Annotated in this window: 13 protein-coding genes; 7 read left to right on the top strand and 6 right to left on the bottom strand. The window is 66.0% G+C overall.

Features of this window, described 5'->3' with window-relative positions; genetic code table 11:
* The first annotated feature begins 150 nt into the window (after positions 1-150).
* From DVU_RS10575 to DVU_RS10550, 6 genes are all read left to right on the top strand, one after another.
* A complete protein-coding gene (locus DVU_RS10575) occupies positions 151-1,098 on the top strand; it encodes an isoaspartyl peptidase/L-asparaginase family protein (RefSeq protein ID WP_010939517.1) in 948 nt (315 codons plus the stop codon).
* Positions 1,099-1,302: 204 nt separating this feature from the next.
* Complete coding sequence (gene pdxA, locus DVU_RS10570; RefSeq protein ID WP_014524489.1) at positions 1,303-2,589, top strand: 4-hydroxythreonine-4-phosphate dehydrogenase PdxA; 1,287 nt, start codon at positions 1,303-1,305, stop codon at positions 2,587-2,589.
* A gap of 1 nt (position 2,590) precedes the next feature.
* On the top strand, positions 2,591-4,243 hold the full coding sequence (locus DVU_RS10565) for a hydantoinase/oxoprolinase family protein (RefSeq protein WP_010939515.1): 1,653 nt from the start codon (positions 2,591-2,593) through the stop codon (positions 4,241-4,243).
* Positions 4,243-5,688, top strand: a complete 1,446-nt coding sequence (locus tag DVU_RS10560) for a glycoside hydrolase family 3 protein (protein WP_010939514.1) — start codon at positions 4,243-4,245, stop codon at positions 5,686-5,688. Before DVU_RS10565 ends, DVU_RS10560 begins: the two co-directional genes overlap by 1 nt.
* 245 nt (positions 5,689-5,933) lie before the next feature.
* Positions 5,934-6,410 (top strand): tRNA (cytidine(34)-2'-O)-methyltransferase, encoded by a 477-nt coding sequence (locus tag DVU_RS10555; RefSeq protein WP_014524488.1) that lies wholly within the window; start codon positions 5,934-5,936, stop codon positions 6,408-6,410.
* Positions 6,407-7,369, top strand: a complete 963-nt coding sequence (locus DVU_RS10550) for a CobD/CbiB family cobalamin biosynthesis protein (RefSeq protein ID WP_010939512.1) — start codon at positions 6,407-6,409, stop codon at positions 7,367-7,369. The genes DVU_RS10555 and DVU_RS10550 overlap by 4 nt, the downstream gene beginning before the upstream one ends.
* A 58-nt stretch (positions 7,370-7,427) precedes the next feature.
* Here the strand turns inward: DVU_RS10550 and DVU_RS16865 are convergent, their stop codons facing one another.
* The 3 genes from DVU_RS16865 to DVU_RS10535 form a co-directional block, all read right to left on the bottom strand.
* Complete coding sequence (locus tag DVU_RS16865) at positions 7,428-7,751, bottom strand: DsrE family protein (protein ID WP_014524487.1); 324 nt, start codon at positions 7,749-7,751, stop codon at positions 7,428-7,430.
* A 108-nt stretch (positions 7,752-7,859) separates the two neighbouring features.
* Positions 7,860-9,029, bottom strand: coding sequence for a BaiN/RdsA family NAD(P)/FAD-dependent oxidoreductase (locus DVU_RS10540; RefSeq protein ID WP_010939509.1), 1,170 nt, complete (start codon positions 9,027-9,029; stop codon positions 7,860-7,862).
* 19 nt (positions 9,030-9,048) lie between these two features.
* Entirely contained in the window at positions 9,049-9,189 is a 141-nt protein-coding gene (locus DVU_RS10535) for a hypothetical protein (protein ID WP_014524486.1), read from the bottom strand.
* Positions 9,190-9,373: 184 nt separating this feature from the next.
* On the opposite strand from DVU_RS10535, the gene DVU_RS10530 reads away from it, so the two are divergent.
* Positions 9,374-10,351, top strand: a complete 978-nt coding sequence (locus tag DVU_RS10530; protein ID WP_010939508.1) for a YheT family hydrolase — start codon at positions 9,374-9,376, stop codon at positions 10,349-10,351.
* A gap of 264 nt (positions 10,352-10,615) precedes the next feature.
* Here the strand turns inward: DVU_RS10530 and DVU_RS10525 are convergent, their stop codons facing one another.
* From DVU_RS10525 to DVU_RS10515, 3 genes are all read right to left on the bottom strand, one after another.
* Complete coding sequence (locus DVU_RS10525; protein WP_010939507.1) at positions 10,616-10,984, bottom strand: hypothetical protein; 369 nt, start codon at positions 10,982-10,984, stop codon at positions 10,616-10,618.
* Between the two features lie 435 nt (positions 10,985-11,419).
* The gene (gene typA / locus DVU_RS10520) at positions 11,420-13,261 is read right to left on the bottom strand and encodes a translational GTPase TypA (RefSeq protein WP_010939506.1); all 1,842 of its coding nucleotides are present in this window, start codon (positions 13,259-13,261) and stop codon (positions 11,420-11,422) included.
* A 203-nt stretch (positions 13,262-13,464) separates the two neighbouring features.
* Complete coding sequence (locus DVU_RS10515; protein WP_010939505.1) at positions 13,465-14,289, bottom strand: purine-nucleoside phosphorylase; 825 nt, start codon at positions 14,287-14,289, stop codon at positions 13,465-13,467.
* Between the last annotated feature and the right edge of the window lie 17 nt (positions 14,290-14,306).

Below are 14,306 nucleotides of genomic sequence, written 5' to 3'. Positions count from 1 at the left end.
CGCAACGGGATGCCGTATAAGTGGCCCGCCGCAGCGCACGGGTATATGCCCGTGATGTCCGGCGCGACCTGTGCCCGGCCTTGTGCCATCAATACCGTCAGCACGCGTGGCAGCTTTCAAGGCATTGCTGCGCATCGTTCGGATATGCCAATGACCCGACCCAGAATCATCGTGCACGGCGGTGCATGGACCATCCCCGCCGACCGTCAGGAAGCCCATATCGCAGGATGCCGTCGCGCCGTCGAGGCTGCGTGGCCTTTGCTGCGCGACGGCGCGACGGCAGTCGAGGCGGTTCGTGCCGCCGTCAACGTGCTGGAGGACGACCCGACCTTCGACGCAGGGCGAGGGGCCGTACTCAACCGCGATGGTGTCATCGAACTCGACGCCGCCATCATGGACGGTGCCACGCTGGACTTTGGCGGTGTGGCGGCGGTGCGTCGCTTCGCCAACCCCGTGGACATCGCCCGGCGCCTGCTGGACACCGAATTCTGTCTTCTGGTGGGGGAAGGGGCCGAGCGTTTCGCCCTCGAACAGGGGTTAAAGCCTGTCGACCCGGCAACCCTGCTTGTGGAACGTGAGCGCCTTCTTTACGAGACCCTGCGTTCGCGCGCGGGGTACAGCACCCATGATGCCTTCCGGCCCGTCACGGACACCGCACCCGCCGGTGATGTTCCCAAGGGGACGGTGGGTGCCGTGGCGCTGGACATCCACGGCAACGTCGCCGCCGCCACCTCCACCGGGGGGACGCCCTTCAAGCTGGCGGGGCGTGTGGGCGATTCGCCGCTGTGCGGTGCGGGGACCTACGCCGACAACGAGACGGGCGGGGCCTCTGCCACGGGCTTCGGAGAAGGCGTCATGCGTACGCTCATGACGCACTGCGCCTGTGAACACCTGCGCGAATGTCTGCCCGACGAGGCTGCGCGGCGGGCCATCGACATGCTGCACAGGCGCGTGGGCGGACATGCCGGACTCATCATGCTTGACCGCCACGGGCGCTACGGGGTGCATTGCAACACCGACCATATCGCCCATGCCTACGCGCGGGCCGACGGCACCGTTCATGCGTCGGTGACGCCCGACCCCGTCACTGGGGAGTAGGGCGACGGCGGTGGTGCCAGACGTCATAGCCGGACGTCATAGCCGGACGTCACCGCTACATGCGTCTGCCATCAGTTTCTGCCACCGGCTTCTGTCAGCCGCCTGTGTCGCAGTTGTCGATGCCCTGCTGATACCTCGTGAAGCCTGCGGCCTCTCCTCCCATTGCGTAGCCGATGGCGCGCCGCAGACGCCCAGGAGACCGCTGTGGGCAAGGGTAACATCCCTCGTGGTGGTCTGGACAGGTACCTCGAATCGGCATACTGTGCCGGGATGGTGGACCATTTTTCGCATAAGCCCGTCGCGCCCCTGTGCGTGACGCTGGGTGACTCCAACGGACTGGGGCCTGAACTCGCCTGCCGTCTGCTTGGCGAGGTGGTGCGGCGTTCGACCGATGCCAATACGTCACCGCCTGAAAAGGGTGCCGGTGCTTCAGCGCGGGATATTTGCACCAGTGCGTCAGCACCGGATGTTTGCGCCGATGGGGCTGGCCTGCAAAAGGAAGCGACTGCACCCCTGACGACAGGTGCGGCACAGCCTGACACTTCGCCGGATGCGGATACCGCCCGTCATGCGGCAGCGCTGTTGCCCTTCCTTGCCGGACGCACAGTGCTGTGCATCGGTGCCGAGGCTTCACTCTTCGCCCATACCCGCAAGGCATTCTGGACGCGCGTCGATACCCCCGGTGATGCCCTCGCCGCAGGCCCGGGCATCTACCTGTACGAACCGCCGGGGCTGGATGGCCTTGACGTGCGCGTGGGCGAGGCCACCGTGTCAGGCGGGCGCGCCGCCGGGGTCGCCCTTTCCGCTGCCTGCGACCTGCTGTGCGCCGGGGTCGTTCCCGGAGTCGTGACCCTGCCTCTGCATAAGGCCATGCTCCATACCGCCGGATTCGACGTCCCCGGACATACCGAGTATCTCGCCCGCCGTGCGGGACTCGCCGACGACGAGGTGTGCATGCACCTGTGCGGAGACAGGTTGCGCGTCAGCCTTGTCACCACGCACCCGCCGTTGCGCGAAGTGGCCGACCTCGTCACCCGTGAGCGTGTCCTGCGCTGCCTGCGACTCACTGCGGCCTTCGTGCGGGCTTTGGGGCTTCAGGGCCCCGTGGCTGTGTGCGGGCTGAATCCGCACGCGGGCGAATCGGGGCGCATCGGGCGTGAAGAGATAGAGGTCATCACCCCCGCCATCGAGGACGCGCGGCGCGAAGGGCTGGCCGTCGAAGGGCCCTTCCCCGCCGATACGCTGTTCCACAGGGCCGCCGGGGGGGGCTATCCCGCCGTGCTCGCCATGTACCACGACCAGGGGCTTGGCCCGCTCAAGCTGCTGCATTTTTCCGATGCCGTGAATGTCACGCTGGGGTTGCCGTTCGTGCGTACCTCGGTCGACCATGGCACGGGCTTCGACATCGCCGGGACGGGGCGCGCCTCCACCGGAAGTTTCACCGCCGCGTTGCAACTGGCCTGTATGCTCTGCGACGCAAAGGGGAGGTAGCATGTTTCTCGGCATAGACGTGGGCGGCACCCACACCGACGCCGTCGTCATGGACGGGCGCAGGGTGGTGTGCAGTTGCAAGGTTCCCACCGACCACCACGACCTGCTGTCGTCGGTGCGGCAGGCCATGCGGACATTGCTGGAGACGGTGGAACCTGCCGCCGTGACACGCATCAATCTCAGCACCACCCTCTCCACCAACGCCATCGTCGAGGGGCGCACCGAAGAGGTGGGCGTGGTGGTGGCTGGCGGGCCGGGCATCGACCCGGAGCATGTGCGCGTGGGGCGCTTCTACCAGTCCGTACCCGGTTCCATCGACCACCGCGGCGTGGAGATTGCCGGCATCGACGCCGATTCGCTGGACGCAGTGGCGGGTCGCTACTGTCGCGAAGGCGTGCGCGTCTACGCAGCCGTGGGCAAGTTCTCCACCCGCAACCCCGCGCACGAACAGGCCATCGGGGGCAAGCTCATGGAGTGCGGCGACTTCGTCTCCATGGGGCACCGGCTTTCGGGGCAGCTCAACTTTCCGCGCCGCGTGGCCACGGCGTACTACAACTCCGCCGTGTGGCGGGTGTACAACGCCTTCGCGGACGCCATCGAGAACGCCGCGCGTGAGATGGGGCTTGCCGCGCCCATCCATGTGCTCAAGGCCGATGGCGGCACCATGCCTCTCGCCGTCTCGCGCGAGGTGCCTGTCGAATCCATCCTCTCCGGCCCGGCCGCCAGTGTCATGGGCATCGTGGCCCTGTGCGACATCCGTGAGGACTGCGTCATCCTCGACGTGGGCGGCACGACCACAGACATCGCGGTGTTCGCCTCCGGCGCCCCGGTCATCGAACGCGACGGCATCGACGTGGGCAGCTACGCCACGCTGGTGCGTGCCTTGCGCACCCATTCCATCGGTGTGGGGGGCGACTCGCGCCTTCATGTGCAGGCCGGGGCGGTGCGTGTGGGACCCGAACGCATGGGCCCCAGCATGGCACTGGGCGGCACGCAGCCGACCCTCATCGACGCGCTCAATTACATGGGCAAGGCCCACGTGGGCGAGGTGGAGGCTTCCCGGCGCGGCATCCGTGACCTGGCGGCACTGTGGGACATGTTCCCCGAACGTCTTGCGTCCGAAGCCGTGACCACCGCCGTACGCCGCATCGCGGAAGCAGTGACGGAACTCGTCGACGCCATCAACGCCCGCCCGGTGTACACCATCATGGAACTCTTGCAGGGGCGTCGGGTCGACCCCGTGCGCGCCTATGTCATGGGCGGCCCCGCCGAGGTGCTGCGCCCCCTGCTGGCTGACGCGCTGGGCCGCAGAGTGGATGTGCCGGAACAATACGCCGTGGCCAATGCCATCGGTGCCGCACTGACCCGCACGACGGCTGAACTCGAACTCTTCGCCGATACCGAGAAGGGGGTGCTCTTCATCCCAACCCTCGACGTGCGCCGCGAAGTGGGGACCCGCTACGACATCGAAGCCGCCAAACGTGATGCCGGGCAGGCGCTGCTTGAGCATCTCGCCTCGCTTGGGGTGGATGACGACGAGGCGGCTGTGGAGGTGGTGGAAGCCACGTCGTTCAACATGGTGGACGACTACGGCACGGCGGGGCGCAACATCCGCGTGAAATGCCAGGTGCGTCCCGGCATTCTGGGGGCGTGATGACTGTTCCTGTGGTGCCGGGTTACTGTTCGTCGCCCTGTGGGGGGCTTTCACCGCAGAGGCACAACAGAGGTGGTCTGCGCTGGCTGGCGTCTACATTCGCCGTGCTGCTGGCGTTGTGCCTCACCGTGGCCTCTGCGCAATGCGCCTCTGCCAACGCCACGGTCGAAGCCATGGCGGGACAGATGCTCATGCTCGGCTTCCGTGGGGCCGAACCTGCGGATGCAGGCCCCATCCTTCGCAGCATCGCCGCAGGGCATGTGGGTGGCGTCATCCTGTTCGACAGGGATATGGACCCGTCGGTGCGGGTGCGCAACATCGTCTCCAAAGAGCAGTTGAGCCGTCTGACGGGGGCGTTGCAGGCGGCGGCCCCGGTTCCCCTGTTCATCGCCGTCGACCAGGAGGGCGGAAGGGTGCGACGCCTGAAGCCCGAGTACGGGTTCTTCGCCTATCCTTCTGCGGCGTCTCTCGGCAAGGGCAGCCCGGAGGATACGCGTCGCATGGCGTCCACGCTCGCCACGGAGATGGCGGAGGTGGGACTCAACGTGGATTTCGGGCCGGTGGTCGACCTTGCCGTCAATCCGTCGAACCCTGTCATAGCCCGCCTCGAACGCAGTTATGGCAGCGACCCGTGCCGCGTGGCGTCCCATGCCGCAGCTTTCGTCAACGGGCTGGCATGGCGCGGTGTTGTGGCTTCTCTCAAGCATTTTCCGGGGCATGGCAGTTCGTTGCAGGACTCGCATCTTGGCGTCACCGACATCTCGTCCACATGGCGGCGCGAAGAACTCGGCCCCTATGCCCTTCTCCTGCGCGACGACTGGGCGGGCATGGTCATGGTGGGTCATCTCTACAACAACCGCATCGATGCGGCGCATCCTGCCACGCTGTCACAACGCACCATCGACGGACTGCTGCGGCGCGACCTCGGCTGGAAGGGCGTCGTGGTGACGGACGACCTGCAGATGGGCGCCATCACCGCCCGTTATTCCCTCGACGAGACCGTGCGTCTCGCCGTGGAGGCTGGGGCCGACATCCTGCTCTTCGGCAACAATCTCGTATGGGACGAGGGGCTTGCCGAGAAGGTCCATGCCACGCTCGTGCGTCTCGTGCGTGAGGGCAAGGTGTCCGAACAAAGGCTGCGGCAATCGTGGGAACGTATCATGCGACTCAAGTCCGTGCTTACGGTGGCATCACCCGGCGCCATCGCGCAGGGAGATTCTTCAGGCACTGCCATCGCCCCCGTCCCTGCCGTGCCCGACCCGACTGGCGCGCCGCGCCCCCTGCGTCTCACTCTGCCCATGCCGCGCGGCGATGAGCCGTTGTGCCGCGACCGCGACACGCTGCAACGCGACCCCTTCGACGACAGACAGGGTGCGCGCTACGGGCGCGGTACGGGCATCGGCATCGGCGTCGGGACCGGCACTGGCATCGGCATCGGGCAGTGACCCCAGCGGCGGCTCGCGCAGGCACGTCACTGCATTCACGGGCTTCGTGTGCGGGAGGCGGCTACGCTGGCATCCGAGGCGGAACGCAGAGGCGGTACCACGCAGTCTGAAGCACGCCTGTCTCGCTGCCTTCGCGTGTTCCCCGTACCTCTGCCTTGCCGCGGCATGGGCGATGCCGGGGCTTTTCCGCCAGACGCCTTCGGGGTAGTGTGCCCTCGCCGCAGCCGGCGGCCGCAGGAGCCATGATGCATATCGTCCTCTACCATCCCGAGATTCCGCCCAACACCGGGAACGTCGCGCGCCTTTGCGCCGCCACGCGCACCCGCCTGCATCTCATCGAACCACTGGGTTTCAGTCTCGACGACCGCTACCTCAAGCGTGCGGGACTCGACTACTGGCCGCATGTGCCGCTCACCGTCTGGGCCTCTTGGGAGGATTTTCTCTCGCGCGGGGTCGAAGGCAGACGCCTTGTCACCACCAGTGCCCGCGGGGGTACCGCCGTGCATCGGTTCACCTACGCCCCGGACGACATGCTCGTCTTCGGCCCGGAGACGACGGGGCTGCCGCAGGAGGTGCTCGACCTCACCCCGCACCGGGTGTGCATCCCCATATGGGGAGAGGTGCGCAGCATCAATCTTTCCACGGCTACGGGCGTGGTGCTGTATCAGGCCCTTGCCGCCACAGGCGAACTCGACCAGCACACCCCGGAGACCATGCCGTGACAAGCTTCGACACCCTGCTGTGGCTGCCGCCCATTGCGTTCGTTCTGGACATGCTGGCGGGCGACCCCCGCTGGCTGCCGCACCCCGTGAGGGCTATCGGACATCTGCTAGGGCCGCTGGAGCGACTGGGCAGGGCCCTTGGTGCGACACGGCCCGCCGGGGTGGTATGCACGGTGCTGGCTGTGCTATGCGCGGGTGTGGTAGTCACCCTTGCAGGCGCACTTCCCGTGGTGGGTGCGCTCGTCTCGCTGTGGCTGGCCTATGCGGGCCTTGCGCTGGGATGCCTGCTGCGTGAGGGCAGGGCGGCTCTGCATGCCGTCGAACATGGAAGCCTTGAAGAGGGGCGCGCTGCGCTTGCCATGCTGGTGAGTCGCGATACGTCGGCCCTCGACCGTGACGGTCTGCGTCGCGCACTGGCCGAGACCCTTGCCGAGAACTTCAATGACGGCTTCGTGGCCCCTTTCCTGTGGTTGGTGGCAGGTGGCCCCGTAGGGCTGTGGTGCTACAAGACCGTGAGCACCATGGACTCCATGTGGGGCTACCGCACCGAGAGATGGGAACGTCTCGGATGGGCCTGTGCCCGCCTCGACGACGTGCTGGCATGGGTGCCTGCGCGGTGCTGCGTGGTGCTGCTGTGGGTGACGGCCCCCTTCGCCGGGGTTCCGGGGCAGTGGCCCGGGTTGCCGCGCGTGGCGTCCGATGCGCGGCGCATGGAAAGTCCCAATGCCGGGTGGCCCATGGCGGCTGCCGCATGGCTGCACGGGGCCTATATGGGCGGCAGTGCCGTCTATTTCGGCAAGGTTAAGGAGAAACCCTTGCTCGGCCCCGCAGGTACACAGTGGGACGGCCCGCGTATCGAAGGACTCCTGCGCCATCTTCGGCTGGCGGGGCTTGCCGGGGCGGTGACCCTGTGGCTGGCAGCATTGCTGGCGGGCTGGATTTTCGGCGTTCCGTGGTGAACGGGGCCTATGGTAGGCAATGCGGCCCGGTTGCGATGGCGCAGCTGGGCCGCATGCATCAGAAGTTGAGAATCCTGTCCGCGTTGCGAACCTGTTCGGTGAGGAACTTCATGTTGGAAAGCGGGGCAAGCGAGGTCTCCGCATCCACACCGTGGATGCCCATGCACTTGCCTCAGGCGGCGAGAACGCCTTCGCTGAGCGAGAACAGCTTCGCCTGTTCGGCGATGGGGAAGGTGGCGCTGTCACCGGCGGCAAGGTCGACCGCAGGGCCGTTGAGGAAGATGGTCACGTCGTCGCCTTCGCCCAGCAGGACGTTGCCGAAGCGAACGGCGTTCCACTTGATTTCCGGGTCGCTGCTCGACAGGATGATCAGTATCTGCATCGTCTATGACTCCATGTCTGATGAATAGATTTCTTCTATGCATCTACCATGGACGCCCTTGTCCGCCAAGACGGGTGCAGGTCCTCTAGCCCGCCACGGGGGATGGCTTCAGATGGCCTCGCCTGCGGCCCTGCCGCTGGCCCACGCCCAGTGGAGGTTGTAGCCGCCGAGATGCCCTGCCACGTCAAGCACCTCTCCGCTGAAGAAGAGTCCCGGCATCTTCAGGCTTTCCATGGTGCGCGACGACACCTCGCCCGTATCCACTCCTCCGGCGGCGGCTTCCGCCTTGCGCATCCCTTCCGTGCCAGTGGGGACGACGGTATGCGACCTTACGGCATCTGCAAGGCGCTGGCGGTCGGCGCGTGAAAGTTCAGCCGCCTTGCGTCCACCGAGGTCCTCGGGGATGAGGCGCGTGGCGAGTCGTTCAGGAAGCAGGCGTGTCAGCATGGTGCGTACCAGCTGGCGGCGATGGTCGGGGCTTTCGCACAGTGCGGGGATGTCCACACCGGGCAGGAAGTCGAATTGTAGCGACATACCGGGCAGCCAGTGGCACGAGGCCAGAAGCGCCGCGGGGCCGCTGACGCCCCGGTGGGTGAACAGCAGGTCGCGTACGAAGGTGACACCGCCCGTAGAGATGCCCGCTTCGAGGCTGATGCCCTGCAAGCCGCCAAGCTGCCAGCCTTCGGGCATCACCAGCGGTACGAGGACGGGCCGGACAGGTTCGATGCGATGCCCGAAGCTGCGGGCGATGCGGTGCCCGATGTCGCTGGCGCCCACTTGCGGCCATGCGGGGCTGCCTGTGGCGACCACGAGACGCGACGCCGCAAGCCGTGTACCTTCGCAGTCGATGATGAAGCCATCTGCATCGCGGCGCGCGCCTGTCACCATGCGGCCCATCTCGAAGCGGCAGCCAAGGTCTCGGCAGCGGCTGGTGAGCACCTCGACCACATCGGCTGCGGAACGTCGGCAGAAGAGTTGCCCGTGGTCACGTTCTTCCCACGGTACGCCATGTTCTTCGAGAAGGGCGACCATCTCCCACGGCGAGAAGCGGGCAAGCGCCGAACGGCAGAAATCGGCGTTGCGGCCCACGTAGTCGTCGGGGCCGACCTCGGTGTTGGTGAAATTGCACTTGCCGCCGCCTGCCACCAGTATCTTGCGTCCGGGCTTGCCGCCGTGGTCGACGAGGGTGACGCGGTGTCCACGCGTGGCGGCGGTCATGGCGCACATGAGGCCTGAGGCCCCCGCGCCGAGGATGATGATGTCGGTGTTGTGGGTCATGCGTTCTCCGTGCGGCTACCTAACCCGGCAGGGTGCGGTTGTCATCACTTATGCCGTACCCTGTCTGTATCCTGTCTGGGCCGGTGTGGGCCGTGAGGGCGGTAAGAACCGGGATGGAAGCCGGACGCCCCGGCGTACAGGGCAGTACGTGCGCCTTCATGCGTCGTGTGCGTCCTGTGTCTGCAGCGCGGCAGATGTGTCTGACACTGTTGGAGACTTGCTTCGCCGACGGCGGCGGGGTAGGGCTTGGCGTGCACATCTCCCCGCCGGGCACCTTCGTGCGCGCCTTCGTGGCAGTATGGAAGAGGTGCCGTATCGCTTTCATCTCGCTCGCAGGAGGCCCCATGCCGCTTCTCCCCTCATCCTACCGTTGCCCGCCCCTGCTGCACAATCCGCATGTGCAGACCATGTTCCCCGTACTCTTCCGCCCTCACCCCGAGGTCTCGTACCGGCGTATCCGCATCGAGACGGAAGATGGCGATTTCTTCAATCTGGATACGCTCACGGCGCGTCCCGACGGGCAACGTGGCGACCGTGTCGCCATCGTGTCGCATGGTCTCGAGGGCGACACCGGGCGCAAGTACATGACGGGTATGGCCCGTGCCCTGCTGGAATCCGGGTGGGATGTGGCAGCACGTAACTTCAGGGGATGCGGCGGCGAGGACAACCGTCTGTTGCCCATGTACCACAGCGGTCAGACCATCGACGTCGCGGCGGCTGTGGCGTGGTGCGTTGCGCAGGGGTATGGGCGTGTCGTGCTGGTGGGCTTCAGCATGGGCGGCAACCAGACGCTGAAGTACCTCGGCGAGGATGCGGCATCTGTGCCTTCGCAGGTGACGGGGGCGGCGGTCTTCTCGGTGCCGTGCGACCTCGTGGGTGCGGCTGCGGTGCTCGACAGACCATCGAACGCCGTCTACATGGCCTATTTCATGCGGATGCTGCGTCCGAAGATGCGCCTCAAGGCGCAACGTTTTCCCGGCGAGGTCGATGTTTCGGGACTGGAGACGATGCGTACCTTCCGCGAGTTCGATGAACGGTTCACCGCACCGCTGCACGGTTTCTCTTCGGCGCTGGACTACTGGACACGGGCCAGCTGCGCGCCGCATCTTGCCGCCATCCGGGTTCCCACTCTGGTGGTGAACGCCCTTGACGACCCGTTCCTCTCGCCTTCGTGCTTTCCGTGGGACGAGGCCGTAACGAACGACGCACTCACGCTTGAAGTGCCGCTGCACGGGGGGCATGTGGGCTTCGTCTCCATGAACCGTCACAACAGGTACTGGGCAGAGTCGCGGGCCGTGTCGTTCTTCTCCGGGCTGGCGTAAGGCGTAGGGGAGACCCTGCCGTCGGTGCGGGGCGGTTGGCCCGACGGTAAGCCCGGCGTAAGGCCGGAAGCTGGCAGTGATGCAAGCGGCCGATACGGGCTGTGGAGACTGATTGTGGATGCTGGCTGCCCCGTGCTGGGTCTTGCTGCATGGTTCATTGCGGCGCGGGGCAATCTTTGCCGGTAGCTACCGTGGACGGTCGTCTTGTAGCGGGCGTCTCCGGCATCCATGTCGTGGACAGCACCGTCGTTCTAAACCGTGAAGCTATTGCAGGGTCGTCCTGGCTTCGGCGGGGGCAAGGGCCAGCAGGGTGTCGCGGTCGAGTGTGCGCGACCTGTCCACGAGGTCTGTCGCCCGCAGGGCTGCGGACCCGATACGCTCCATGACGTCCTGATAGGCGGGCAGGGCGCGTTCAGGCAAGGCCGCCACGGCGTCGTGCCTGTCGAGAAGGGCCAGCAGCGAACGCACGGCGTCGGCCATTTCGGCCATTTCGGCGCAAAGCCGGTCGCGCAGCCCCATGTCGAGTGCAGCGCGGGGCCCGTCTTCTCCGGTAGCCAGCGCAAGGCGGCGCAGCATGTCGCGGTCTTCGTCGGAGAGGTTGCGGGCGGCGGCTGTGGCGAGAGTCTCTTTCATGGTCTGCTCCTTGAGTGGTCTTGCCTTGCAGCAAGCAAGAAACGCTCCATTCGTCATGTGGCTTTGCCGCGCCCTGTCATTACACGGGCATGTCTTTTATTCCATGGTGTTAATCGCGTGTTGCCGTGTGTCCCACTCCTGCGTCCGCGACGGAACTCCGACGCCAGAGGGCGTTGTGCCGGGCGCATCACCGGTTCCACTGTCGGCTTCATGGTCGGCAGCGACGATAACGGGTTGCGAACTGCCGCATGGTGAACGCCTTCGCCCTCTTCGGCCCCCTGCGGCACAGGCTTGCGCGCCATGTGTCCATTTCCGTGGTTGTTCGGACTCTCGACCGCCTGCCCCGGGCGCGAGGCGGCATGAATGCAGAAGGCCCCCGCATCGTGATGACGCGGGGGCCTGTATCTTGCGAGGTGCTGCGCGCAGTGCGCCGGTCTAGGCGGAGGCCTTCTTCTTGGCAGCCCCGGCCTGATAGCGCTTCTGTGCCGAAAGTTCGGCCTTGCGCAGGCGGATGGACTGCGGCGTCACTTCCACCAGTTCGTCTTCACGGACGAACCGCAGAGCGCGTTCCAGCGTCATGGGACGTACGGGGGTGAGGATGACGTTCTCGTCCTTGCCCGAAGCGCGCATGTTGGTGAGCTTCTTCTCTTTGGTGGGGTTGACGTCGATGTCGTTGTCGCGGTTGTGTTCCCCGACGATCATGCCCTCGTACACCGGATTGCCCGGTACGACGAACATCTCGCCGCGCGGTTCGAGGTTGAAGAGGGCATAGGCAACGGCGTTACCCGCGCGGTCTGACACGATGGAACCGGTGAAGCGCGAGGGGAAGTCGCCGCGGTAGGGCTCATAGCCCGAAAGCAGCGAGTTCATGATGCCCGTGCCCTTGGTGTCGGTCAGGAACTCGTCACGGTAGCCGATGAGCCCGCGCGAGGGGACCGAGTACTCGAGACGTACGCGCCCGGTGCCGTTGTTCACGCAGTTGAGCATACGGCCCTTGCGCTGGGTGATCTTTTCGGTGACGACGCCCATGAAGCCCTCGTCGCAGTCGACGTACAGGTGCTCGACGGGCTCGAGCAGCTGGTCGCCTTCGCGGTGGAAGATGACTTCGGGACGGCCCACGCACAGTTCGAAGTCTTCACGGCGCATGGTCTCGATGAGGATGGCCATCTGGAACTCGCCACGTCCCTTGACGATGAAGCTGTCCTTCTCTTCGGCTTCGTCCACGCGTACGGCCACGTTGCGCAGCGTCTCCTTCATGAGACGGTCGCGAATCTTGCGTGACTGCACGTTCTTGCCCTCGCGCCCGGCGAGCGGCGAGGTGTTGATGGTGAAGCGCATGGCCACGGTGGGTTCGTCGACGCGGATGCGGGGCAGTACCCGCTGGGCGTCGCGGGTGCAGATGGTGTCGCCGATGGTGATGTCCTCGATGCCTGCAAGCACCACGATCTCACCGGGCTGGGCCACGTCGAGGTCGCGCAGTTGCAGACCTTCGTATGCCTGCATACGGGTCACGCGGGCGGAACGGGCCGTGCCGTCGGGGCCGATGTAGACGAGGGCGTCCTTGGCGGTGGCGGAGCCATGGCGGACGCGACCCACGCCGAGTCGGCCGAGATAGTCGGAGTAGTCGAGGTCGGCCACGAGCATCTGGAACGGCTCTTCGGGGTCGTATTCGGGGCCGGGGATGACCGACACCAGCGTCTCGAACAGCGGCGCGAGGCTTTCGCGCGGGTCGTCGAGCGAGCGCATGGCGACGCCATCGCGCCCGATGGCGTACAGGACGGGAAATTCGAGCTGTTCCTCGGTGGCGTCGAGGTCGATGAACAGGTCGTAGACCTCGTTCAGCACTTCCTGGACGCGGGCGTCCTTGCGGTCGATCTTGTTGATGACCACGATGACCTTCAGACCGGCTTCGAGGGTCTTGCGGAGAACGAAACGGGTCTGGGGCAGCGGCCCTTCGGAGGAGTCGACAAGCAGGACGGCACCGTCGGCCATGGAGAGCGCGCGCTCCACTTCGCCGCCGAAGTCGGCGTGACCGGGGGTGTCGATGATGTTGATCTTGGTGTCGCCCCATGTGACGGCGCAGTTCTTCGCCGCGATGGTGATGCCTCGTTCGCGTTCGAGGTCCATGCGGTCCATGACGCGGTCGTCGACCTGCTGGTCGGCGCGGAAAACGCCGCTCTGGCGGAACAGTGCGTCGACGAGCGTGGTCTTGCCGTGGTCGACGTGGGCGATGATGGCCACGTTCCGCAGCCGGTCGTTGCGTACAAAAGTGCTCAAGAGATTATCCTCGATGCTGGCCCGGCGGTGTGCCGGAGGGGGGAAAAAGCGAAAGTTGCGGTGGGTGCTGTAGCGCACCACGAGACGCCTTGCAAGTGTCACCTTCATGCCGACGGGGTGACGAAACAGGCTCGAAACGCCGCAAGGGCTTGTTTGGCGGGCGTCTCGCGCGTTCATGCATGGCGGGACGCCCGTGTTATAATCTAGATGTGGGGCACGATGGCGGCCACAAGCCGGGTGAGACGCTCGCCCGCCATGCCTGCGACGCGTATGACCTCCTCAAGCGGGGCCTCTTCCATGCAGTCTGGCAGATTCTTGTTGCTGAGGCACGAGATGCCAAGAACCTTCATGCCCAGATGACGGGCGGCGATGACCTCCAGCACGGTGGACATGCCCACGGCATCGGCCCCCAGTGTTCGGAACATGCGCGTTTCGGCAGGTGTCTCCATCTGCGGTCCGTGAACGCCCACATAGACACCGCGTTCGAGGCGGATGCCCAGTTGCCCCGCCTCGCGCATGGCCAACTGGACAAGACCGGGGGCGTAGGGTGCGCTCATGTCGGGAAAGCGTGGTCCCCACGCGTCGTGATTGGGGCCTGCCAGCGGGGTGCGCCCGGTGAAGTTGATGTGGTCGGTGATGCACATGAGGTCGCCCGCGTCGAATTGCGGATTCAGCGCGCCCGCAGCATTGGTGATGACAAGTGTGGCAGCACCGAGGGCCGCCATCACCCGCACGCCCATGCACACGTCTTCAGGCTGGTATCCCTCGTAGAGGTGGCAGCGTCCCTGCTGTAGCACGACCGGGGCACCGCCCAGAAAGCCGCACAGGAAGCTGCCCGCATGCGAGGCGACGGTCGAACGCGGAAAGCCGGGCAGACTCTCGTAGGGGATGGCGACCGGGGACGTCACCGCGTTGGCGAGTGCCCCGAGACCCGTGCCGAGGACGATGCCCACGCGGGGAGAGAAGCCTTGCGGCAGGGCCGTACGAACCGCTTGGGCGGCAATCTGGACTTTTTCCGGGTTTTGCATAAGATACTCAAGGCTAA

The sequence above is a fragment of the Nitratidesulfovibrio vulgaris str. Hildenborough genome (genome assembly GCF_000195755.1).
Lineage (GTDB): Bacteria > Desulfobacterota > Desulfovibrionia > Desulfovibrionales > Desulfovibrionaceae > Nitratidesulfovibrio > Nitratidesulfovibrio vulgaris.
Note: the sequence above shows the minus strand (reverse complement) of the source record. Positions and strands in the feature narration are given on the sequence as shown.